The organism is Neobacillus sp. PS3-34 (genome assembly GCF_030915465.1).
Classification (GTDB): domain Bacteria; phylum Bacillota; class Bacilli; order Bacillales; family Cytobacillaceae; genus Neobacillus_A.
This window is the reverse complement of record NZ_CP133267.1, coordinates 2784932-2808185: the sequence shown is the minus strand read 5'-3', so window position 1 is coordinate 2808185 and position 23254 is coordinate 2784932. Positions and strand designations below refer to the sequence as shown.

Annotated in this window: 19 protein-coding genes, 2 pseudogenes and 2 riboswitches; of the genes and pseudogenes, 9 read left to right on the top strand and 12 right to left on the bottom strand. The window is 41.8% G+C overall.

Annotated elements, in window-relative coordinates:
• Position 1: 1 nt before the first annotated feature.
• The 3 genes from RCG23_RS14485 to RCG23_RS14475 all read right to left on the bottom strand — a co-directional run bounded on the left by RCG23_RS14485 (position 2) and on the right by RCG23_RS14475 (position 5659).
• Complete coding sequence (locus tag RCG23_RS14485) at positions 2-880, bottom strand: CAP-associated domain-containing protein (protein WP_308176290.1); 879 nt, start codon at positions 878-880, stop codon at positions 2-4.
• A 1324-nt stretch (positions 881-2204) separates the two neighbouring features.
• Complete coding sequence (locus tag RCG23_RS14480; protein ID WP_308176289.1) at positions 2205-3149, bottom strand: pre-peptidase C-terminal domain-containing protein; 945 nt, start codon at positions 3147-3149, stop codon at positions 2205-2207.
• Complete coding sequence (locus RCG23_RS14475; RefSeq protein ID WP_308176288.1) at positions 3146-5659, bottom strand: S8 family peptidase; 2514 nt, start codon at positions 5657-5659, stop codon at positions 3146-3148. Before RCG23_RS14475 ends, RCG23_RS14480 begins: the two co-directional genes overlap by 4 nt.
• A 187-nt stretch (positions 5660-5846) precedes the next feature.
• On the opposite strand from RCG23_RS14475, the gene RCG23_RS14470 reads away from it, so the two are divergent.
• The 3 genes from RCG23_RS14470 to RCG23_RS14460 all read left to right on the top strand — a co-directional run bounded on the left by RCG23_RS14470 (position 5847) and on the right by RCG23_RS14460 (position 7477).
• Positions 5847-6392 (top strand): DL-endopeptidase inhibitor IseA, encoded by a 546-nt coding sequence (locus tag RCG23_RS14470; protein WP_308176287.1) that lies wholly within the window; start codon positions 5847-5849, stop codon positions 6390-6392.
• 150 nt (positions 6393-6542) lie between these two features.
• Positions 6543-7190 (top strand): LCP family glycopolymer transferase, encoded by a 648-nt coding sequence (locus tag RCG23_RS14465; protein WP_308176286.1) that lies wholly within the window; start codon positions 6543-6545, stop codon positions 7188-7190.
• The gene (locus RCG23_RS14460; RefSeq protein WP_308176285.1) at positions 7187-7477 is read left to right on the top strand and encodes an LCP family glycopolymer transferase; all 291 of its coding nucleotides are present in this window, start codon (positions 7187-7189) and stop codon (positions 7475-7477) included. The genes RCG23_RS14465 and RCG23_RS14460 overlap by 4 nt, the downstream gene beginning before the upstream one ends.
• 705 nt (positions 7478-8182) lie before the next feature.
• Here the strand turns inward: RCG23_RS14460 and RCG23_RS14455 are convergent.
• The 7 genes from RCG23_RS14455 to RCG23_RS14425 form a co-directional block, all read right to left on the bottom strand.
• Positions 8183-8407, bottom strand: a complete 225-nt coding sequence (locus RCG23_RS14455; protein WP_308176284.1) for a hypothetical protein — start codon at positions 8405-8407, stop codon at positions 8183-8185.
• 50 nt (positions 8408-8457) lie between these two features.
• A complete protein-coding gene (locus tag RCG23_RS14450; RefSeq protein ID WP_308176283.1) occupies positions 8458-9216 on the bottom strand; it encodes a hypothetical protein in 759 nt (252 codons plus the stop codon).
• A complete protein-coding gene (locus RCG23_RS14445; RefSeq protein ID WP_308176282.1) occupies positions 9213-9761 on the bottom strand; it encodes a hypothetical protein in 549 nt (182 codons plus the stop codon). The genes RCG23_RS14450 and RCG23_RS14445 overlap by 4 nt, the downstream gene beginning before the upstream one ends.
• Positions 9650-10123: a hypothetical protein gene (locus tag RCG23_RS14440; protein WP_308176281.1), complete on the bottom strand. Its 474-nt coding sequence runs from the start codon at positions 10121-10123 to the stop codon at positions 9650-9652. The genes RCG23_RS14445 and RCG23_RS14440 overlap by 112 nt, the downstream gene beginning before the upstream one ends.
• Before the next feature lie 175 nt (positions 10124-10298).
• Positions 10299-10463, bottom strand: coding sequence for a hypothetical protein (locus tag RCG23_RS14435; RefSeq protein WP_308176280.1), 165 nt, complete (start codon positions 10461-10463; stop codon positions 10299-10301).
• Positions 10464-10508: 45 nt separating this feature from the next.
• Positions 10509-10598: riboswitch (cyclic di-GMP riboswitch) on the bottom strand.
• A 178-nt stretch (positions 10599-10776) separates the two neighbouring features.
• Positions 10777-11364 carry a class D sortase gene (locus RCG23_RS14430; RefSeq protein WP_308176279.1) on the bottom strand — a complete coding sequence of 196 codons (588 nt, stop codon included), beginning with the start codon at positions 11362-11364 and terminating at the stop codon, positions 10777-10779.
• Positions 11361-12527 (bottom strand): processed acidic surface protein, encoded by a 1167-nt coding sequence (locus RCG23_RS14425; protein ID WP_308176278.1) that lies wholly within the window; start codon positions 12525-12527, stop codon positions 11361-11363. Before RCG23_RS14425 ends, RCG23_RS14430 begins: the two co-directional genes overlap by 4 nt.
• A gap of 228 nt (positions 12528-12755) precedes the next feature.
• Positions 12756-12840: riboswitch (cyclic di-GMP riboswitch) on the top strand.
• Between the two features lie 22 nt (positions 12841-12862).
• On the opposite strand from RCG23_RS14425, the gene RCG23_RS14420 reads away from it, so the two are divergent.
• The gene (locus RCG23_RS14420) at positions 12863-13000 is read left to right on the top strand and encodes a hypothetical protein (protein ID WP_308176277.1); all 138 of its coding nucleotides are present in this window, start codon (positions 12863-12865) and stop codon (positions 12998-13000) included.
• A 347-nt stretch (positions 13001-13347) separates the two neighbouring features.
• Here the strand turns inward: RCG23_RS14420 and galE are convergent, their stop codons facing one another.
• Positions 13348-14340 (bottom strand): UDP-glucose 4-epimerase GalE, encoded by a 993-nt coding sequence (gene galE, locus RCG23_RS14415; RefSeq protein WP_308176276.1) that lies wholly within the window; start codon positions 14338-14340, stop codon positions 13348-13350.
• 74 nt (positions 14341-14414) lie between these two features.
• The gene (locus RCG23_RS14410; protein ID WP_308176275.1) at positions 14415-16733 is read right to left on the bottom strand and encodes a hypothetical protein; all 2319 of its coding nucleotides are present in this window, start codon (positions 16731-16733) and stop codon (positions 14415-14417) included.
• A gap of 276 nt (positions 16734-17009) precedes the next feature.
• Between RCG23_RS14410 and RCG23_RS14405 the strand changes: the two genes are divergently transcribed.
• The 5 genes and pseudogenes from RCG23_RS14405 to RCG23_RS14380 all read left to right on the top strand — a co-directional run bounded on the left by RCG23_RS14405 (position 17010) and on the right by RCG23_RS14380 (position 23235).
• Positions 17010-17654, top strand: coding sequence for a hypothetical protein (locus tag RCG23_RS14405; RefSeq protein ID WP_308176274.1), 645 nt, complete (start codon positions 17010-17012; stop codon positions 17652-17654).
• Positions 17655-18022: 368 nt separating this feature from the next.
• On the top strand, positions 18023-19336 hold the full coding sequence (locus RCG23_RS14400) for a S1C family serine protease (protein WP_308176273.1): 1314 nt from the start codon (positions 18023-18025) through the stop codon (positions 19334-19336).
• Positions 19337-19557: 221 nt separating this feature from the next.
• Positions 19558-20153 (top strand): annotated as a pseudogene (locus RCG23_RS14395) (DUF5317 domain-containing protein).
• 405 nt (positions 20154-20558) lie between these two features.
• Positions 20559-22375: pseudogene (locus RCG23_RS26010) on the top strand (diguanylate cyclase).
• A gap of 179 nt (positions 22376-22554) precedes the next feature.
• A complete protein-coding gene (locus RCG23_RS14380; RefSeq protein WP_308176270.1) occupies positions 22555-23235 on the top strand; it encodes a hypothetical protein in 681 nt (226 codons plus the stop codon).
• The last annotated feature ends 19 nt before the right edge of the window (positions 23236-23254 follow it).

The window sequence follows — 23254 nt, the reverse complement described above, 5'->3', positions numbered from 1 at the left end:
TTTAACAAGTCAAACATCTGCATTTCAAATGCCTGCTGAAGTGCAGGAGTCTGCGTTCCAAAGCGTCCTGCCTTTTGTTTTCTTCTTGTGCTGATACAACTTGAATTCCTGTCACTTTTCCGAGATTGTGAATATCGTAGAAAACGGTAATATACGCTCCACCCTTATAAAAGGTCTCGAGTTCATTATTGTTCGTTATCAGGTAGTTGATATTTCCTTTAAGTATCCCTTTGATTGGCGTGCCAAGGGCATTTTTCACATCGGCAAGCGAGGAACCGACATGGATGCCTGCCAGATAGTAATCATCATCCATTGTAAAAATTGCCGCCGCCCGGCCATTCAAATAACTGACCATATAATAATCACGGTAGCCATTGTGATACGTGTACCAGTTATCACCGTATTCATTGAGGGAAACTCTTTTTTCTTTACCGAATTTTGCTTCAACAGTAGTTTTCAGTTCATCCAGCTGTATGCTCATTTTGCTGATTGCCGTGGCTTTCGACTTGCAGCTCAGCTGGGCCAGCTTCACCTGTGATGGAGTCTCATATTTAATCATTGTGTTACGGTCGACATATAATCCGCCACCGACACTGAGCTTTCCAGGTTTAAAGGCATAAATCCGGTATTTCTCCCCTGCCTTCAGCATACGGACTGTTGTTTTTTTATCGCCCTCCAATTTAAATAGAGGGGTATCATGTATGACCATCAGGCGTCCAATCTGCCCGATCCTTAACTCATCGTTATCCCACCGGACTACCGTATTGGGTCCAATCCCGCTGCAGATATCCTCTGCATTACTTTTAGCCGCTGGCATTACAGAACTGATGAAAAAAGCCGTCAACAGAAGCTTGAGTAATTTATGTGTAAACTTTTTCAAACTAGTTCCTCCAATTAAAATATTTAAATAATCTCTCTTATTCTATTAAATAATTGCGGCTACGTATAGAGTATCTTGGCCTGTATCATAGGAAAAATGGCATATGTTTTTGGGAAAATTTATGCTTATGAAATAATTACCAGTTTTTAGGTGCGACGTAATTGGTAAATCCGGTTGTGCGAGATTATTAGTCATTCCGGCGAGATTGTGGTGGAAACGCGCGAGATTATTGTTAAAGCTGGCGAGATAAATAGGAAAACGCGCGAGAAAAACCCGCAATCCCGCGAGATTATCAGAATTTCAGTCGCTTTACTACACAGATTGCCCTCCGCTTCCAGTTTAAGGACCTATTTGCTGTCCTTCCGCCTCTCGGCTGGAAGGGTTTTGATTAAAAATGGCCCGGGTGAGAAGGAAATTAGCATTCTATGAGAATGCATGTGGGAGCACATCATTAAGGCAGGTTCGAGGTCGGCGCAGGAGGTATTTGTCATTGGGTTCCGTTCCCGCGAAATAGTCGAGCATTCCGGCGAGAATGTGGTGGAAACGCACGAGATTATTGTTAAAGTTCGCGAGATTAATAGGAAAATGCGCGAGAAAACCCCCCAATCACGCGAGATTATCAGAATTTCAGTCGCTTTACTACACAGATTGCCCTCCGATTCCTGTTTAAGGATCGATTTGCTGCCCTTCCGCCTTTCGGCTGGAAGGGTTTTGATTAAAAATGGCCCGGGTGTAAAGGAAATTAGCGTTCAATGAGAATGCATGTGGGGAGCACATCAATAAGGCAGGTTCGAGGTCGGGCCAGGAGGTATTTGTCATTGGGTTCTGTTCCCGCGATATAGTCGAGCATTCCCGCGAGATTACGGTGGAAACGCGCGAGATTATTGTTAAAGCTGGCGAGATAAAGAGGAAAACCCGCGAGATAAACACTCAAACCCGCGAGATTATCAGAATTTCAGTCGCTTTACTACACAGATTGCCCTCCGATTCCAGTTTAAGGATCGATTTGCTGTCCTTCCGCCTCTCGGCTGGAAGGGTTTTGATTAAAAATGGCCCGGGCGAGAAGGAAATTAGTGTTCTATGAGAATGCATGTGGGGAGCACATCAATAAGGCAGGTTCGAGCTCGGCGAGGAGGTATTTGTCATTGGGTTCCGTTCCCGCGAAATCGTCGAGCATTCCGGCGAGATTGTGGTGGAAACGCGCGAGATTATTGTTAAAGTTGGCGAGATAAAGAGGAAAACGTGCGAGATAAACACGCAATTCCGCGAGATTCACCACAGAAAAAAGCCAGAACCTCTATAAAAGAAGATTCTGGCTCACGTTTTACTGATATTTCACTGTCACTGTATAGGGATCGAGCGTGGTATTGCCGTTCGTGTCGCGTACTTTTATATAATATGTTCCTTTTTTCAAATTAAACGGAAGGATTTCCTTATCGCCCTCCGGATAGTAGTCCGCACGGGAAACGAGCTTGCCATCTTTATAAAGCGAAATGACACCGTCAACCTCTGTTCCTGCGCCTAATTCTATTTTGCCGGAAGCATTTTTTGATAGTTTTAAAACATACCAGTCTTCATCGCCATAAGGGACTCCAGCGTTCAAATACCCCGTCGCCTTCAGCTGATTTTTTCCTGCTGTTTTTAACGGCAGCGGCTTGGATGGCGTATTGTTTTTCACAACGGAATGTCTGTCCTCGTCGAGCTGATTGACCGGTGCGACCTTGAGCTGATAAGGCCATAGCGTTAATGGAATCGGGCCATCCACATAGCCTGTTACAATGACGATATAATTTTTATTTTTCTCCATTTTAAAAGAACCGAATGTGGATCCGGAAAAGGCGCCATGGTCGATAATCTGGACGCGGTCATATTCTGAATCATCCAGCTTGCGGTTTTTATTCGTATCCTCCGCAATCGCGAGCATCCCGAAGAACGGACTGACCAGATCCTTTGGATACTTGCTCAGCCATTTCTCGTCCACGTTTTTGCGCTTAAACGTCACACCGTAAATCTGGCTCTTGTCGGATCGAATATAAAATACATCCTGATCATAAGGCATCGCGAAATTTCCTTCAATCAAACCGGACGGCATATTTGCCACATGCTCCAGCTTATCATTATCTTCATAGGCATCCTGTGGATTCTTGAACAGAAGCTTCGATGAAAATTGGTAAGGATCGAAAGACATATTGCCATTGTACATATCTGCATTAATTTTAATATAATAGTTTTCGCCCTTCTTTAATCCAGTATATAAAGCAGGATTCACCTTCGCACTGGACCAGTCATACTTGACGTTGGAGCCAATCTGGCCAAGTACTGAACCGGCTTGCCATTCTCGTCTTTGTCCTCCTGGATGCGATACATCTCCATCACCGGAACGCTGAACCCTTCCTGCGCAAAATCAAATTCATAGATTCCCGTTTCGCTGGCCGTGACCGAAAACCAGTCCTCATCCTCTTGCATTTGCAGCGAGCCCCTGCCATCACTTCCCATTTCGTAAGGCTGGGCACCGTCTTTCAGCATCTGGATAAAATCGGGCTGTCCTTCATCGCCCGCCTCTTTTCCAGCACCCTTATCATCTTCAGGCCCACCGGCAGGGAACATGTCTTCATCCGGCGGTAAAATCTTACCCTGAATATCCAGGCTGTAAGGAATGATCGACGGTTCCGGCTTCTGGTCGTTATTCATAAGCCCTTTGTTCAAAAAGTAATTATTCATCCCAACGTCATTTTTATTCGAGACCTTGACGATATACTGCGTACCAGGTGATGCACTAAAACCTAAACTCTCTCCATCACTATAGCTTCCTTTGTTTGCGTAGAATGCCGGATCAATCTTCGTTTCCCCGGAAAGCAGACGGTCTAAAATCGCCTGTTGCTCTTCCGAAGGCAGAGTGTTCATGTCTGGCGGAAAAATCTGGTCAGCTATATAAACACTAACACTCGTATCCACCCCGGGAATGTCAGATAAATTTATACTGATGGCCTGTGGCTCTTTCACGGAGAAACGATAGAAATCATCCTCCCCGTTCTCACCGTCCAAATAATTGGTTTCGCCCTTATTGCTGAACGGAAGCTCCACATCAATAGGTTTGACAATGGATGATTCCGCGTCAGGCAATCCGGCTGATTTTTCTACCTGCAGCTTGAAGTTTGATAGAGCCCTCCCTGAATCGTCATAGCTGCCGTTGACATCCTTCACTCCAAAAAACAGCGTTCCGCTGAAAGGCGCCGTAAAAAGCTTTCCTTCCTTTTTGCCTTCGCGGACTTTATTGACGTCGGCCAGCATTTTATCATTATTAGAATACAATTGAAGCATCAATTTATAGTCGAATTGGGCAGCCCCATCTAATACAAATTGAAGGCTTTCCCCTTTTTGAATATCCGTTTTGTACCATTTTTCCTCATAGGGCTTTAAGAGATTCGCCTTTAATTCCAGCTTTCCCTTCACGCTGACCGGAACCGCATCTGACATCAATTCCTGCTTGGACCATGTTTGATTTACAATGTCCGGAATTTTTTTTACATTAAATTGCAATGCGGCAGCCGGATTGATCAGCCCATTCCCGTACTTCACATCGAAGCCCTTATCGCCCAAATCCTCGGCAGTGTGCTCCAAAATGTATTCAACCTGGTAAGGTGTGAGTTTCGGATATTTTGATAAAAGCAGGGACGCAGCCCCCGTAACCATTGGCGCAGCCATCGAAGTTCCGCTCAGCTTGCGATAGCTCGATTTACGCTCATACTCGTAAATCGTGCTGTATATTTCATCACCGGGTGCAACTACGTCAACTGACGTTCCATAAGTGGAAAAACTGGACAGCTTTTTCTCCTTGTTAACCGAGCCGACACTGATGACACCTTCATAGGCAGCCGGGTAATTCAGTGTATCATCGCCCGCATTTCCTGCCGCAGCAACAATGGTAACATTTTTTTCAAGTGCTTTTTTAATCGCATCCTCAATCAACGGCGACGGCATCGGGCTGCCAAGGCTCATGTTAATGACCTTTGCTCCTTTATCAACAGCATAAAGGATGCCCTGGGCAATCGAAAAATCGGAAGCGCCATAGGAGCGGTCGAAAACATCAATAGGCAAAATTTTCGCTTTCGGATTAACGCCATAGCCGCCAATCCCATTCCCCTTGTCGGCAGCAATAATTCCGGCAACATGCGTACCATGGAAATCAGGTGTGCCCTGATTCATTGGCGTGACCGCATTATAACTAGGCAGCAGCCGCCCTTTTAAATCCGGATGATTGACATCAATTCCCTGGTCGATAACGGCAACCGTAACAGGATTATTGCCAGCAAGTGCTTGCGCTTTATCTAAATGAAGCTGATCAATTTGATACTGTTCAGCTATTTTGGGATCGCCAACCGACAGCGGTTTGTAAACCGCACTCGGCGTGACCGCCAAAACATTAGAAAACTTCCTATACTTTTCAATCGTTTGATCGAGATTCTTTTTATCTCTTATTTTTACAACAGAATAGTGGAGATCTGAAAATTGCTTGATCAACGTTCCGCCTGCCATTCGATGCTCGCTCGGTGACAAGGGCTTTGTAAACTTGATGACCAGCGTATCGTCGCTTAAGGCCGAATCCGGCACGGTATCCGGATTTTTCGACGATCCCCATGGATGAAGCTGCAGGGCCGGAATGCCAGAAAAACCATTAAAACCTTCAATTGATGCTGAACCTTGTCCAGCATAAGCACTCGTAGCTATTAAACTGACTCCCACAGTTAATAGACTCGCCCTTCTTATCCATTTTTTCATATTGGTCCCCCTATTTCTCTCTCAAAAATGAAATACTAGCTTGATAGTAATTCATCCATAAGTAAGCCGGCAACACTTTCCATAAGCTAAGTTTCGACAGAAATATTTTTTGGCAGGTGGTAACTTCTGTAAAAACCAATCGTCTAACTATACGATTGTAATTTTGCTTAGATCAGGAGGAGTAATAATGAAAAAATGGCTTGGAATTCTTATGGCTTCGGCTGCATTTTTAACCTTCAGCATGGGGGCCTCTGCCCAGACCACGTCTGGAAATTTATCCAGTTCAAATGCTTTGAAGCTGGCTCAAACCGCAAGGGAACACTACTGGAGTGCAATGAATGGCCACAATGTTAAAGTCACCAATTCAGCATGCCCACAAGGCTCTTTCCAATATAAAGGAACGGATTACCGATTCTTCTGCAGCGAAATCGGCACAAAGGAAAAGCTCGTAAACTATATGAATGAATCCTTTACCCTTAATGCCATAGACAAAGGCCTTAAAAAGTACAGATTCGTTGAATACAAAGGGAAAATGGCCCAGCCGAATGCAGATGGCGGGAGTCTGCTGGAATGGAATAAAGCAAAAACAAAGCTAATTTACCAACGGAAGGATATCCGCCAATTTGAATTCACCATCCCTTACGGTGAAAAAGTGCAGTATGAAAAAAGAAAGGTCACGTTTGTGAAGGTAAGAGGAAAATGGCAAATCAATGATATGGATGCTGTAAGATAATGGGATTGCATGCGCCATTCCGCACGTGATTTTTTTCACATGAAATTGCCATCATATATCCAAAAATTTTTATATGCAATTGCAGAAAATTTTGGTATTCTATATCATAGCAATTTCAAATTGTCAAAAAAATCGGGGGATTAAAAATAAATGCGTGCAGAAAAACATAAAAAGAAGAGAAAAAGAACCTTCATTCGAATTCTCAGCAGCTTTCTCATTCTGATGCTAGCCATTGGAGGCGGTTATAGTTATTATGTTTACCATTCCTTCGCCAAAACTGTTAACAAGATGCACCAGCCAATGGAAAGAAAAAAATCCGAAAAGCGAACAAAAGTAGTGACGCTTGAAAAAAAGGACCCTTTTTCGATACTAATGCTAGGCGTGGATGAACGCAAAGGCGACAGCGGCCGTTCCGATACCATGATCGTCCTGACCGTGAATCCAAATTTAAAAACCGTCAAGATGCTCAGTATCCCAAGAGATACCCGGACGATGATCATTGGAAAAGGCTTTGAGGATAAAATAAACCACGCATACGCATACGGCGGAGTGGATATGTCAGTTAAGACCGTCGAAAACTTTTTGGACATTCCAATTGATTATTATATGAAAATCAATATGGAAGGCTTCAGTGATATCATTGATGCAATCGGAGGAATTACCGTTAGTAATGATCTCGATTTCTCATATGATGGTTCCCATTTCCCAAAGGGTGAAATCACCCTGACTGGCAAAGAAGCAATTAAGTTTACTAGAATGAGGCATCAAGACCCGCGCGGAGACTTCGCAGCCAGATGAGACAGCGCCAAATCATCCAGGCCATTATTAAAAAAGGCACGGACACCTCCTTCACCTCATATGACAATATATTTAAAGTACTCGGCAATTACGCAAAAACCAACTTGACATATGACGAGCTCATCAAGCTGAAAGAGGAATACAAAGGCACTGGAAAAAAGGTTGAACAACTCGCCCTCAAAGGTCAAGGCACTAAAATAAATGGTGTTTATTATTACATGGTGTCAGTTAACATAAGGCAAAACATGCAAACCATCCTAAGAACCCACCTTGAATTAGATAAGTGATAAATTTTTGAGGATATACCATGAACGAGTGGTATATCCTCTTTTTTTAGTTGGGGTTTCCGTTTTCAATCGAATTTGAGCATTTAACAGGCGGAAGTGGCCTGGAACATAATCCAGTAGGGAGAATCCACGGTAGAGTGCGGTGCAATTCTGGTAATCTCGCGGGTTTGAACGTTTTTCTCGCTCGTTTTTGGATTTATCTCGAGGCTTTTTACGATATTCTCGCGCGTTTCCACCACAATCTCGCCGGAATGAACGATGATTTCGCGGGAACGGGTTCAAAGAACAAATACCTCTTGGCCTGGTAACGAAACTGCCTAGTCGAAGTGCACCACACACACTTTCCGACAACCACCATTTTCCTACTTGCCCGGGCCAATTTTTTATAATAACCCTTCCAGCCGGAGGCGGAAGGGCAGCAAATTGTCCTTGAACCTGCGTAGAGCGGAGAATCCACGGTGGAGTACGGGTGTAATTCTGGTAATCTCGCGGGTTTGAACCTTTTTCTCGCGCGTTTTTGGATTTATCTCGCGGACTTCTACGATATTCTCGCGCGTTTTCACTACAATCTCGCCGGAATGGACGATGATTTCGCGGGAACGAGTATTAAGAACAAATAACGATCTCTTTCCTCAAAACACCTCCCACCCCGAAATCCCCATACAAATAGAACCCGCAGCAATATGCGGGTTCTTCATCTTAATCTTAAGGCTGGTATGTCCACAGATTGGCATGCTCACTGAAATAAATCCGTCCATCCTCACCAATCGCCAGGTCCTCAGCAGGAACTTTTGTTAAAAATTCAAGCTTCATCGTTTTTGATTGAACACGGAACAGCTTCTTTTCAACAGCACCATAAATATAGCCGTCTTTGCCGACTGCCAGCGACCCGTTCCGGAAACGGCCGCTTGTGTTTGGCACGACCTTCACCGTTTTAGTCACCTTCGTAGCTGGATCATAGGCGAAAATGTTGCCGTCACTCAGGCCCAGATTCGTTTATCGTTTCCAACTGCAAGCGCATGAATCATCCTCGGAAATTTGATGGCAAGAGGCAGGGCTTCAATTTTTGCATTAGGATTTCCAGCTTTCATCCTAAAAAATAGAGCGCTCCTCTTCCCGGCAAGGTCCTTCCCACTAAAAATGGACGTTCCGCCATAAACATAGCCGTTAAAATTCGCCAATGAAATAATACTTTGATTCGGCACCAGATTGCGGCGCACCGTTTTCGCTCCACTTTTCACATCATACGTCACCAGCGCCCCGCCGTATTCGCCACTTTTCGGATAGGTTCCAATATAGAGCTTATTCACCCCTGGAACTCCGACCATCGCTACAGGCCGTTCCTGCCCATTCCCGACAGCAAACAGCTCTCTTGGCAGCGTCTCTTTTCGGGTAGGATCGTATTCAAACAGATGCGCTCCCGGATAAATTCCAAAATACATCTTACCGTTCAGTGAAGCCATCCCTTCTGCCTGTCCAACATTTTTAAGAACGGTAGTCTCATTCGTTACAGGATTCAGCACAGTCATTTGCCCCGATACAAAACCGCTGCTGTAAATCGATCCATCCGCACCCTTTTCAATATTATAAATAGGCACCTCTTGGGCTGGAAGCGGCAGCTTTTGAATCAATAGCTGATTTGTTTCCTTATTATAGATAGAAAAAGTTCCCGTATTGCCAAGCAGCCCAATAACGGAATAACCAGGATATCTGCTATCATGCAGATCAATGACATTCAAGGAAACGGCTTCCGTTCCCTTAAGTGTTCCATTAATCGCTTCCGCTCTGCCCGTAGATACATCCTTGCTATAAAGGTGGTAGTCCTTTGTAAAATAAACCGACTTTCCGTCCAGAGATAATTCAGAAACCGTTTTGGAAGCGCATGGAACTCTCCTAAAAATGCAAACGTATTGGCATCAAAAGTAAGGATTTTCTTGTCCGGATCCACCTTGGCAAATAGTATTCCCCCTGCCAGCTTTAAATCCAATACAGAGGTTTGAGAATGGTACTTCGCCGGAAGGATGGACTGTTTTTTCTTCGTCGTCAGATTCCACGCCACAAGCTCAGCTTTTGACCCGAGCCCCGCAAATAGGACATTTTTATTAATAGCAAGGCTTCTGACAGATTGCTTAGCAGGCCAAACCTGCCCTAAATCGGTAAAGCCTTTTCCTTTTACATATTTAAAAACATTGCCGCCATAGGAGGTTCCTCCATAAATCTCGCCATTCGGCCCTCTTCCAGATCGTGAATGGAGGAGCTCAGCTTTCCGCTTGCTTTGCCGCAATCCTTCAGCACCCGTGTATCCGGATTGTAGCTATAGAGATGCTCCGTTGGCGTGCCGCCTATCCAAACGGTATTGCTTTTATCGACCATCAATCCCCAGGCACTCGTTGAATCACCCAAGTTTTTCGTATCAATCAATTCATTTTTCACAATATCAACTACCGCCAATTTGGCAGGCTGTCCCTGAAGCACCACATACATCAAAGCAGTTCCCTGCTGATTTGCACCCGTTGCTGCCGCAATCGCAATCGTATTATTAATCTGTGCCCCTAATTTCTGCGGCTGTTTGGCTGTTGCCGCCAAATATTGCGCCGGAACGGAAACCAATAGAAAAATCATCATCATGCTAATAAATTTTTTCAAGCTGTCTGACCTCCGTTGTCTATTATGCTGTTAAATTCTAATTCTGGAATATTATACTATATTATTATAGTAAATAAAACTCGCCGATTGGTGAACGCCTGCACATATGCCCGATTTTCCTAGACGACAAAAAAACTTATTTCTGAAAGAAATAAGTTTTTAGCATATTATCGAATTAAAGCTTGGCAGTCAGCCTGTCCGCCTGAAATCTATGATAGGATACCTTTTCGATTAATTTTGATTTAATGTCCTGGCATAAACAGTCCTTGATCAGAACCTCGTTATACCTTGTTTGGATAAGGTGCCAGGCATACTTTACTTTGTACATTTTAGTTAACACAAAAATAACCTCCTTTTTTTCACATAAACCGCAGGAGTTTTCGTATTCGGAAACTGGCTGGCGTAGTCCAAAGGTTGAACCTTAGCCCCTTAAGTTTTGCGTCATCATTTTTCAATGATTTTGCCGTTTCGTACGATTTATGTGTTACATATAAAATATATGTAATATCTCACATAAACAAAAGGGTAAAAAGGACTACTTTATGGCATTTTAATCATTCATTTCCACTTTTTTCTAAAATAAAAGAGTTATTAATATTTACCCGATCACGAATTTTTTAAACAAAAAAAACAAGCCCCAGTGCTGGGACCTGCTATTTTTTTCGATTAATTAAATCTGCAATTAAAATATAACGCTGCGGAGCGTCACCGATATAGGAAAACGGATAACAGGTTGTTACCGTTAAGGTAGCCCGCGGCTTCGGGACAATCACTGTACGGTCATCCGCATCGACAATCCTTGTCCTCATGACTTTATAAGTGAATTCTCCCGCGCTCGTCCTCACAATCAGCAAATCACCTTTTCCTATCCTGCCAAGCTGCCTAAATACCGTATCGCGGTGGCCAGAGAGCACAGAATTATCTTTCTCACCCGGAAGAACGCTGCCAGCAAAATGCCCTACCCCTTTTGCAAGCTCGTCTTCATTGGCTCCATGAAAAATAGGGAGGCTTTTTGAAAGTTTCGGAATCGACAATTCTCCGATTTGCTCGCCAATCTTTGGGCGTGCTGGATACAAGGTGGCCGAATGCCGCTCTATCTTAGGAGCCTTTACTGATATGCCGGAAAAATGTGGCTTCTCCTTCGGCTGAAAAAAAGGCTTAACATTCAGGAACACGATCACGATACCTGCCAGGATCACCAACAAGCTGGTCAGCTTCAATGCAGGAATTTTGTGTTTCATAGAGTGCTGACATTCCTTTTTCTGAAAAAGAATAATCCTGTTCCGATTAAAATCAGGCCGACGAATATACCTTCAGCATAATTGCCGGCTGTATTTGGCAGCTTGCCGCCCTTTACCGTATGCGGCTTTTGCTGTGAAGCTGTTTTCTGGACAATCTTTTCGATCTTTTCGACCTTTTTGATATCCTTTACGGTATTATCAATTAGCTCTGTGCTGAACATATCCTCGGTAATCAGCATATCTGCCAAAAACACACCATCTGTATTATAAATCTCAATCAGCAGATCATGCCCATTTGTATCTTTCATCTTAATGAGCTGGGAATCTGATAGCGCGATTTTTTCATTACCTTTTACGAGATAAAAACTTGCGTCCAGATGTACAAGACTGAGCATTTCCTTCATAATATTGAAGACTTCCGTGATCTGCCCCTCCGTTAAGTCTGCCGCCTGATCAGCCTCTCGAAGCGCTAATAAACGTGGCTCAAGCTCGGTCATTTTTTCCTCAATCGCAGGATCATTGACATCAATTGTTTCAAAATGCTTCGTAATCGCTTCCATTTCTTTTTCCGTAATGCCGAGCTTGGAAACAAGGTCAAGCGCTTCCTTGCCACTCTCGTATAGCGTTAATGCGAGGTCAAGGTCCTCAATCGTTTTATAGTTTTCAAGTGAATCATCGTTTTTAGCCAGAAGGTCTGTTAATTCCTTCATCGTCAAATGGTGGTCACCAAGTAAAGTCTTGAGATTCTCATCTGTTATCGGAGTGCCGCTATCCTCTTTGTAATATCCTACGGTCGAATCCAGGGCATCGATGTAGCGAAAAACATTGCGTACATTATCCCCTTTCTCCATTTCCCCATTCTCAACAAGGAAAGAAACAAGGTCCTGTTCGTTCGCAAACTCATAATCTTTCATTAACTGCTGAAGATTTTCTTCTGTAATTGGCTCGCCAAGCGTTTCTTTTAAATCAGCGATGGTATCAAAATCATTAATGCTCATATCATAAAAATACTGTAAATACGTATCTAGGTCCTTTTCGTTCCAGCTCGTCTCTTCTAAAAAGGCAGCTAGGTCGGCTGGTGCTAGTGCTGCAGCAGAACTAGTTATTGGAAATAATCCTAGTAATAGAACGGCTGCGAGTAAAATCTTATGAATCTTGTTCAATGTTCTTCCTCCCAAAATCGTAATCAAAAATGAGAAAATAGATTTCTCCAAGAATGTATTTTAGTTGGAAAGCTTGTTAAAAGATAGTATTTTAAAATAGTAATTAATGGTAATCATGGGTGTTCCTTCATTTTTTCGTAACAAAGTGACAAAAATCAACAAAATTGGTACAATAGACTCATAATGAATTATGTTAATTATTCGATAATAATAGTATCCAGGTCTGCCTTATATTAAGGGCAAAATCACTGAAAGGTGATGACGCAAAGCTAAAGGGACCTCCGCTGAAAAGCAAAGTCAGCCAGCTACCATCAAAAACAAAGGGGAATCATTTGATGTCAAACAAATATTGGCTTACACCGGAAGAATATTTCAAAAAGAAAAAGAGGAATAAATATCTTCTTTATATATCTTTATTCATAATCACCGCGATATTAAGTGCGGTAATGACCTTTCTAGTTAATGAAGTTTAAACGGCAGAACCCGGCTTTTAACAGTCGGGTTCTTTTTTTATAGAAAAAAAGAGAATCCCCGAAATGGAGATTCTCTGAAACTATTACTCAGCCACATACCATCACACGCTTCTTACCTTCACACTTTACAGTCACCTGGATAACGAATCTAACTGGAATCTCTCCCTCGTTTACCAACCATTTTTGATGATTTACCGACCGGAATCATCCATATACCCACCACTTTCATGAAAATACCGACCACTTTCCCACATTTACCGACCAAATCTTCAAAAATACCAACCTCACTTCCGTTTCCTCCATAAAAAAACAGAGAGTAAAAAACCTCTCTGTCTCATAAAAACTTGCTATTTATCATCGTAGCCATTCGGATGGGTTTGATGCCAGTTCCACGCATCCTGAATAATTTGGTGAATCGATGTCCGCTCTGGGTTCCAGCCGAGCACGCTTTTTGCTTTTTCAGAGGAAGCAATTAATGTGCTTGGATCTCCGGCTCTCCGGTCTTCCATTTTCGCCGGGATCGGATGGCCTGTAACCTCTCTGACAGCAGCGACAATCTCATTTACAGAGAAGCCACGGCTGCTGCCAAGGTTGAAAACATTGCTTTCTCCACCGTTTTGTAGATACTTTAGGGCAAGAATATGTGCCGCAATTAAATCTTCGACATGAATATAATCACGGATACATGTTCCGTCCTCGGTGTGATAGTCATCTCCAAAGACAGAAATGTATTCACGCTGGCCTAACGCTACCTGAAGGACCACGGGAATCAAATGGGTCTCAGGATTATGATCCTCTCCAACTTCTGCAGTGGCCCGTGCTCCTGCTACATTAAAATAGCGCAGTGCAACAAACTTCGTACCATGTGCAGCATCGCACCATTTCATCATTTTTTCCATCGTTAATTTCGTCTCGCCGTACGTATTGGTCGGCATGGTCGGCATGTCTTCCGTAATAGGCATGACCTTCTGTTCGCCATAGGTTGCAGCCGTTGAAGAAAAGACAATCTTCTTCACATCAAATTCTGTCATAACATCAAGTAAAACCTGGGTACCATACACATTGTTATCGAAATATTGTATAGGCTTTGCCATTGATTCGCCAACAAGAGAACTCGCTGCAAAATGGATGACGCCTTCAATCTGTTCATTTTTAAATACGCTCTGCAAAAATACTTTATCCCTGATATCGCCCTGATAAAATTTCGCTTTCGGGTGGACAGCGTCCCGATGCCCTGTTTGCAAATTATCCACAACGACAACGTCATAATTCTGTTCAATCAATTGATAAACAGCGTGAGAGCCAATATACCCTGCACCGCCAGCGACTAAAATGCTCATGAAATTACCTCCTTAAAGGTGACAGGCACCATCCAGAAAAATGGATGGTGCCTACCAATTATTATGACACTTTATTATTTAAATTCAACTGTGAATTTAGAGGTTGAGAATGTTTTGCCTTTTAATTGTCCGAGTTTGACATCGTTAAATGCGCCGCTATTAATCAAAGCTGCAATTTTTGCCTTAAGCTCTTCAACGTTTGCCGGCACTACATCCGAATCCAGTAAAATCGAGCTTGAAGCAAAAGCCAGTAGTAATTGAGCAAAGTCAATTTTTGTCGGAGCAGTGTAAATATCTCCTAATCTCGTATTCTCTTTAGTAGGATTAACCTCTACCACAATTTTGTGCTTGGAATCTACAAGTCCCATTTTAGTGATTTTGCCGAACTCATTGGTAAATGTAGAAACAGGAGTGCCTGTTCCAAGATTAATCACGATTGTAATTTCATCGCTCTTCGCACCATTATCGCTGATCAACTTACCCTTTAGGGTAATGTCATCGTTCAGGAATACAGAGCGCAGATTTTGCATGGTGATACCAGGAGTTCCAGTATCCAGTGCTCCGAATAGATCCTTAGTCGTAATGGTTGTTCCATTGCTGATGTTATATTCCAATGGAGTGCTTAGGAAATTAGTGTTTCTAGCTGTAAGGGCAGTCACCTGCAATTTTACAGATGTAGCTGGATTTGTAGTGAACCGAACACCTGTAAAGATTTCACTGTCACTAACTGGTGATGTTCCTGTTGATGGCAAATCCAATCTGCCATTAACACCAACTACACTCTTGTTTGATGCAAAAAGTGCTGAGAATCCAGTTAAAGATGGAACAACAATCTCAGGTCCCGGAGGTGTTACAGGTCCTGGTGTTACAGGCGGAACCACAACCACAGGAGGGTTGCCTACAACTATCACGCTGCTGTCAGCCTTTTTAATTGAACCTTGGTTGTCCACTTTCACTTCACCTTGAACTGAAGGGTCTTTCTTCACTTCGTTGACAACCGCTCCGGCTGCAACAGAAATATTAGAAGCTGCATTAATAATAATTTGATTTACTTTAGCATCCTTCTCAAGGGATAGCTTATTGTTTTCACCAGCTACTGTTACCGTAGTTGTTGAAAAATCGCCCTTTAAGGAAACGCCTTCAGATGCTGAAGAGCCTTTAGAAGAAACCATGATCGATCCAAATGAGCCAGCCGCTTCTGAGTCGATAGAAATTTTACCCTTAGCTCCTGCACTTTCAGAAATAACGAGGCTTCCTACCTTAACGCCTGTTTCTGCAACGATGTTTGAGCCATCAGCGTCGTTGACAATGACACTGCTTGCTTCTACATCCTTCATATGAAGGCTGTGGTCAGCAATATCCTGGACGATGATATTTCCGCCGGCAGAGTTTACTTTATTTACTTTAACATTTTCGAGATAGACAGATCCCGCACCAGCCGGAGAGCCTACAATAACAAGATTGCCATTTATAGCGAAATTCTTTAGTTTAATATGTTCATTTACACCAGCATAAACGTATACCGTTTTATTAACGGTTTCAGTGCCAGTTGCTGGACCAAAAGTTGTCGGAGCGGAAGCAGATGTAGAATTCGCTACATATAGCGCTCCCTGCTTATTGAATTCAGCAAGGGCAGCATTCATTTTAGCCTGTGAACCTACAATCAGTTTATTATTTGATTTCAAGCCTTTTTTCGCTGCTTCATTAATAAGGTAATGGACATTTCCAAGATGCTTGGCAGCCATTTCTGTATTGTTTGTAGCATCTTTTACAGAACGGTCGATTTCCATTTTAATAGAAACAGGATAAATCAGGTCTTTTAAAAGATTTTCTGCTGATTGCTTATAGAAGCTGCGGAACTCATTACGAGTTGTTACGCCATAAACGCGGTCAAGCATAAAAGCGTTTTTCTTAACTTCCTTTGAAACCTCATGGTAAAGCTTTTCCGTTTGGTCATCAACAAGTCCTTTGGAAGCCTTGCCTTGCAGCTCAACATATTTCTTTTGGATCTTTAATCCTGAGCTAACGGCATCAATATAAGCAGTTGCACGTTTAATATATGTAGAAACATTGGCATTAAGCCTTGCAGATAAAACCGTTTTATCTTTACCCTTTAAAGTGGATACGGCTTTATTGGCTTCAACTAAAGCCTTTTTCGTATCATTGAACAGTTTCATATTTGGATATCCGACGCGGTTTTTAGGATACTTTACTTTACGGTTTTCAATTGAAACTTCCCATTTCAAAGCTACGGCAAGCTTTTCAGCTTTAACGACAGCCTTTTCTGCAGAACTGACAGAAGCAGCATCAGCATGATTAGTTACAGTAAAAGCCGATGTAGCAACTGCCGCTACCATGAGACTTTTTCCAATTAACGCTTTCTTGTTCTTCATTAAGTGCACCTCTTTAATTTTTTATATATTAATATAGAAATATGTAGATTTATCCTCACATGGTTAAATTTTACCATCTATTTACTATCGACACAATCCTTTAAATATTTTAATATTTATAGCATATTTTGGTAAAAAAATCAAAATAACTATTATTATATACCTATTTAAATCTGGAGAATTAGGAATTATGTTTCAATTTATTGTTTCATATTCTGTCATTTTTTGTTACGATTTTAATATTATTCAAGCAAATGATGGGAGATTTAGACATTCATGAAAAAAACGTACAAGATCCTTCTTTCCGCTGTTCTGCTTCTAGTTCTCGGTACTGCCGGGACGTTCTACTATTTCTTTAAATTGAAAACGTATGATGTGGCCGACAAAAAAGTAGATGAGATCGTCAAACAAAAATATAATATTGTGTTACCGGGTGAAGACAGCACTTCCCCAGATACGTCCTCTCCTTCAAATGGAAGCAGCTCTGGAACTAGCTCCAAAAATGGGAATAGCTCTGAATCTGTTGGATCTGAAGCCAATAATGGAAATGGTGAAGAGAGTGGAACTTCCACCTCAACCGATGGAGACAGCAATGCTTCTGTGACATCATCTTCAGGCACGTCTGGAAAATCCGGAGCTTCTCCGTCCGCAGCGGGTAAAACAGGCAGCAATGGCAAAGGATCACAAAAGGTAAAACCGACCGTTTCAGATATTAAGGAAAAATACCGCCCTACCTTTGAAAGTCTGGCATCACAAGCCAATGCCAGAATCAACTCCCTGGTTGGACGGGCAGTCAGCGAGTACCGTACCAAAAAGAATAACGGTGAATCCGTATCTGTAGCCTATTTCTATCAAAAATATACCTCCTCGGGACGGGCACTTGAAAGGCCAGACGGATGCTGTATTCCAATATATTTATAGTGCATTGCAAAATGATTTGAAAAAGCACGGGTATAGTCCATCTGAGGCGAAGAGCTTTAAAGTCGAATATGAAAATAGCAAAAAGGCGCGCGAAACCGCCCTTATCTCCCAAGCAAGAAGCGCCCTATAAATAGTACGCGACCTAGTACCTAGTAAGGTGACAGGCACCATCCAAAAAAATGGATGGTGCCTGTCACCTTTTTTAATTTTACGGACAATTTATCAACACTTAACTTTCTGAATATATTGAAAACTAGTACGGCATTAAAAAATTTGCGCGAGGTGATTTTTATTATGAAGAAAAGGCCTATTTCACAATTCCCATAAGTGTTCTACTTATCGCGGCAATTGTCACATCCTTTTTCCTATTGAATATAAAGCCAAACACATCTAAAGTATCACAGGCACAAAAACTGGCTGAATATACGAAGCCGGGAGTTGTCCGCATCCTCAATTACGCCATTGTTGAATGGCAGTTTAACGATCCGAACCCTAATGTAGATAATTATATGAAGCAATTAAATTATCAATCGCTTGTAGGCGGTTCCGGTTCTGGTGCCATTATTAGCTCGGATGGTTATATTGTAACCAATGCCCACGTCGTCGAATATTCCAAAATGGAAGACAAGGATATTGTGAATGAAGCATTCAAGCAGCTCGTTACAGGTATCGCCGCCTACTATCAGGAGGATTATGATTCTGCCTATCAATATATGGTTTCGTATACACAGTACAAAACCATTAAAAGAGAGTTAAAGGTTATTTTACCTGGAGGGGATACCCTCGATGGTGAGATTAAAAGCTATGGCGCACCAATTAACGAAGGAAAGGATGCTGCCGTTTTAAAAATTGAAGGCCGCAACCTGCCTACATTAACGCTTGGAAATTCTGATTCGATTCAAAATCAGGACAATATTTGGGTTATCGGCTATCCGGCAGCAGCGGATTCAGATTTATTATCTCCTGATTCTTCGCTCGTATCTTCCATGAACGCGGGACAAATCTCCGCTACATCTAAGAAAACAGAGCAAGGCAGCCCTGTCATCCAGTTAAATGCAGCCTCCACACACGGAAACAGTGGTGGGCCGGTGATTAATGATAAGGGAGAAATAGTTGGTTTATTAACCTTTAGAGGCGACACTGTTAACGGCCAGGAGGTCCAGGGCTTTAACTTCGCAGTTCCCGTTAATACAGTGAAAGAATTTGTAAATCAGGCTGGAGCCAAATCGGCCAAGAGTGATACGGATAAACTTTATAAAGAAGGCTTGGCATATTACTGGGGCGGTTATTATAAACAGGCTCTGGATAAATTCGAAGCCGTGCAGCGAATATATCCAAACCAGTCCGAAATAAAGCGTTATATTTCCAACGCAGAGAAAAAAGTCGGTGACAGCGCCATTTTGTGGAGTGAGTATTCAACACTTTTCTACATTTTTGATGGTGTGGCCGGTTTGATCATTGTACTCTTGATGATTTTTACCTTCGCAGGAAAAACGAAGCAGGCACAGCCAGCACTAGCCGCCGCTGGAGTTGCACCAGCACCAGCTCCTTCCCCTGCCCCGGCTCCGGCACCTGAAACCACAACCAATACCGCGGAGAAAAACATCCTTGCCGACATTGATGTCCAAACCCTACTTCAAGCACTGCAGGACCAACAAAAAAAGCAACAAAAAGACGAATGAGTGGTGACAGGCACCTTCCAGCGAACTGGAAGGTGCCTGTCACTTTTTATAGGTATTTAGAACTATTTTTATTTTTTGTCAAATATACTATTAAACTATTTTTAAAATAGTCGAAATAATTAGTGTAAAAGTTAATTACATAATTTTACCTATAATTGAACAATATCCCTAAAACTGGATGGCGTTCAAGTAGCTAGGATTTTTTAATAGGTGGGAATGCCGTGGTATTTGATGGAATCATTTTATCTATAATTGTTGGTTTTTTCAGAAAAGGAACCTTAAGGCCCTGGCAAGCCTAAAGCTTAAATGGGGATGGATGTTCCCGCTGCTCCTGTTGATTGAAGTGTTCGTATTTATTTTTCAAAATGACAGCAAACTGCTGGGACAAGCAAGCGCAGCAATCTATATGGTGGTTTACATACTTGGATTGTTATTTTTGTTTATCAACCGAAAACATCCTGGCTTTGTCCTCATATTAATCGGTGTTTTTTTGAATTTCCTTGTAATGATTTTAAATGGAGGAAGGATGCCGGTTTCATTGGAAGCTGCCTCTGTTTTAGATCCTAGCTATTTGGATGCATTAAAAGAACAGCTTTATGCCAAGCATGCAGTTTTGAATGCATCGACCAGACTTTGGTTTTTAGGAGATATCATCCCCCTCTCAAAACCCTATCCTAGAACTCAAATTATTAGCATTGGCGATGTGATCATGAATATTGGTGTTTTCATCTTCATTCAATATTTAATGGTTCATCTTCCTAAACAGCAAGGTTCAGAAGAAAATGACTTTCACTTTAAAGGTGGTGAATCAAGTTGAAAAAAGAACAAAAAGAAGGTATTAAGTTAACTGGCATTCTGTACAATGCAATTATCCTTGGATCCTTAATTATTGCTTTAACATCCGGATGCAAACTCATTTAAAGGAGATAGACCACATGAAAAGAGAACAAAAAGAAGGTATTAAATTAACTGGCATTTTGTACAATGCAATTATCCTTGGATCATTAATTATTGCCTTAACTTCAGGTTGTAAACTAATATAAAGGAGATGAATCGCATGAAAAAGGAACAAAAAGAAGGTATCAAGCTAACTGGCATTTTGTATAATGCTATCATCATTGGATCTTTAATTATTGCCTTAACTTCAGGTTGTAAATTAATATAAAGAAAAATAGGGAGAGATGAAACTCTCCCTTCATTATTGCAGATGAGTGAGTGAATCATGAGAGATATAAAAAAATCAGCCAATATTTATTTAACAATCATATCAATAATAGGATGTACTTGCTTTTTATTCATGAAGCCTTTTCAAATCAACACCGCTCATGAAACTGTGATTATTTTTGCCTTGATAGGGTCCATTTTACTCCTCAATCATTACACCATCCCCCTTCCTCCAGAAGGAAACTCAATTTCAATGGATTCTGCTATTTACCTTGCTAGTCTCTATTTGTTTGGGTTAGACCATACGCTGCAAGTATTATTTATCAACGCAGTCATCTATGCCATTTATAAATGGAAAATAGCCTGGTGGAAGCATCTTTTCAATTTTTCGATTTATAATTTAATGATCATTTCTGCATATTACGTTTTTATTTATACCGGCGGAAAAATTGGAACCATTTATGCCATCAATCTTTCTCCTTATATTTTATCGTTAAGCATATATTTCATAGTAAATATGCTATTAATTAATTATTATTTTTCACTTAAACAACCAGATGGCACTGCCAGTTTATTTAGTGGGATTATTAAAGATAAAACCTTTCTGGTAAGTTACTTTAGCACCCTTCTTCTTTCTATAATGCTTGGTATTCTATTGAACCAGCAGGGTATATTGGCAGCTTTTTATTTGTCTGTGTGGCGATTCTTCTATCCCTTGCTTTTAATCAGCATTTTCAGCTATTCCAGGAAACCCTTAACAAGGCCAACAAAGATTTCCTAACCGGGCTTAATAACCATGGATACTTCAAGGAATTGCTGGTAGAAGCAATGTCATCGTCAAAGGATAGCGGCCTCTCTTTAAGTGTAGCGATGCTGGATCTGGATGATTTTAAAAAATATAACGACTTATACGGACATATTGAAGGTGACCACTTATTGAAGGAATTCGGCTCTCTCCTACAGGAAGAGTCCCAGGCAAGGAACTTTGTTGTTGCCCGCTATGGCGGCGAGGAATTTTCTATCCTAATGCCTAACACAAACCGGCATGAAGCTTTTACCTTTATGAATGAGCTGAGAAAAAAAGCGAATGATACCTTTTTTAAAGGTGTTGAGGGGTTGCCATATGGATGTCTTTCCTTTTCAGCTGGTATTGCAGAATGCCAAAAGGAGACATACAGCGTTTCCGAGCTGCTGAACCATGCAGACCAGGCCATGTATTCATCTAAGGATCAAGGTAAAAATCTGGTTCAAATTTATAACGAGCATTCCGAATATACGGTCCAAAGGTCGCTTTCCATCGAAAAAGAGCTGGAAGAAGCTGAACAGCAGCTAAAAATCTTCCTGTCCAAGGACGTCTATACGTATCGCCACAGCAAACGCGTTTATCAATACGCTGTCGATTTTTCACGCAGGCTAAACTTAAGTGAGCATGAGCGGAAAACGCTTATACTTGGGGCGATCATCCACGATATCGGCAAGCTCGAAATTCCAAGGGATATCCTCAATAAAAAAGGCAAGCTTGAACCACATGAATGGGAAATGATGAAGAAGCATGTTACGTGGGGAAAAGAAATCATTTCAACGAATAAGAAGCTGGAAGACCTTATTCCGCTGGTCGAGCTTCATCATGAGCGTTTTGATGGAAACGGCTATCCATACGGGCTAAAGGGAAAAACGATTCCTAAGCTGGCCCGCATCCTTTGTGTCATTGATTCGTTTGATGCGATGACAACCGAGCGGCAATACCAGAAAACAAAAACGTTTGAAGAAGCGATTATCGAACTGCGGGCGTGCTCTGGAAAACAATTCGATCCGCAATTCGTCGAACCCTTTATCGAAATGATCAAACAGATTGATAGAGAAGAAGCAGGGTGACAGGCACCATCCAGGAAACTGGAAGGTGCCTGTCACTCCTTTTTTTTGTGGTTTTTTGTCACATTTTGGATTTTTATAGTAAAATAGAATTTGGGTAAATATTCCTATTGAAAGAACCCATTCTATTCTATTGGAGGATCCTTATGCTGACCCCCGCTCAAAAAAAATTCAGGAGACAAATGAAAGAATTGCAGATGAACGGGCAATATAACCCGGATGATAGCATTTATGCGCCTATTAAACGGAAGCTGGAGGAACGGGATGATTCCCCATTTAACAGGAAACGCAGGCTAAAACCAAAGACAACTTTTAGTATCATTGGCATCATCCTATTCCTATCCATCTTTTTTAACATACCTAAAAGTTTATATAACGATTATATTGTTTATAAACATGCAAAAATAGTTTCATATCTGGAAAAGAACATGGAGTACACTCAAAAAAGCAGTCAGATTGTTAATACTATAGTCAGTTCGCTAAATAATCCCACTTTCCAAAATACAAATAATATTCGGCAGGCACGGGACACAGTAAAAGATTTGATGAATAACTCCATCCAGTTGAATGCCCCCTCCGAATTCAAGGAACACAAGGAAGCTTTCCTGGCAGATATGGAACAGCGGCTTGTTATTCTAACTTATTTAGATGTCACAAGAAGTTCGAGCACCTACGACAGAAATGAATTTCAATCCTATATAAATGAACTTAAAGTGAAGCAAGAGCTGGAAAGAGACAGCCTTAAGCGGGCATTTAATGAAGCTGACATTGAATATACCGAGCTTGCGGACGGTACCATTCAATTTTGGTATAAAACCAACGATCCCAACAAAGACAAGCCCTCTTCTTTGCTTTATAAGTGACAGGCACCTTCCAGCAAAC

Excerpts from the sequence above, each read along its gene's own strand:
- RCG23_RS14475 (WP_308176288.1), bottom strand. The coding sequence starts at position 5,659 with ATGAAAAAATGGATAAGAAGGGCGAGTCTATTAACTGTGGGAGTCAGT.
- RCG23_RS14470 (WP_308176287.1), top strand. The coding sequence starts at position 5,847 with ATGAAAAAATGGCTTGGAATTCTTATGGCTTCGGCTGCATTTTTAACC.
- RCG23_RS14465 (WP_308176286.1), top strand. The coding sequence starts at position 6,543 with ATGCGTGCAGAAAAACATAAAAAGAAGAGAAAAAGAACCTTCATTCGA.
- RCG23_RS14460 (WP_308176285.1), top strand. The coding sequence starts at position 7,187 with ATGAGACAGCGCCAAATCATCCAGGCCATTATTAAAAAAGGCACGGAC.
- RCG23_RS14430 (WP_308176279.1), bottom strand. The coding sequence starts at position 11,364 with ATGAAACACAAAATTCCTGCATTGAAGCTGACCAGCTTGTTGGTGATC.
- RCG23_RS14420 (WP_308176277.1), top strand. The coding sequence starts at position 12,863 with ATGTCAAACAAATATTGGCTTACACCGGAAGAATATTTCAAAAAGAAA.
- galE (WP_308176276.1), bottom strand. The coding sequence starts at position 14,340 with ATGAGCATTTTAGTCGCTGGCGGTGCAGGGTATATTGGCTCTCACGCT.
- RCG23_RS14410 (WP_308176275.1), bottom strand. The coding sequence starts at position 16,733 with ATGAAGAACAAGAAAGCGTTAATTGGAAAAAGTCTCATGGTAGCGGCA.
- RCG23_RS14405 (WP_308176274.1), top strand. The coding sequence starts at position 17,010 with ATGAAAAAAACGTACAAGATCCTTCTTTCCGCTGTTCTGCTTCTAGTT.
- RCG23_RS14380 (WP_308176270.1), top strand. The coding sequence starts at position 22,555 with ATGAAAGAATTGCAGATGAACGGGCAATATAACCCGGATGATAGCATT.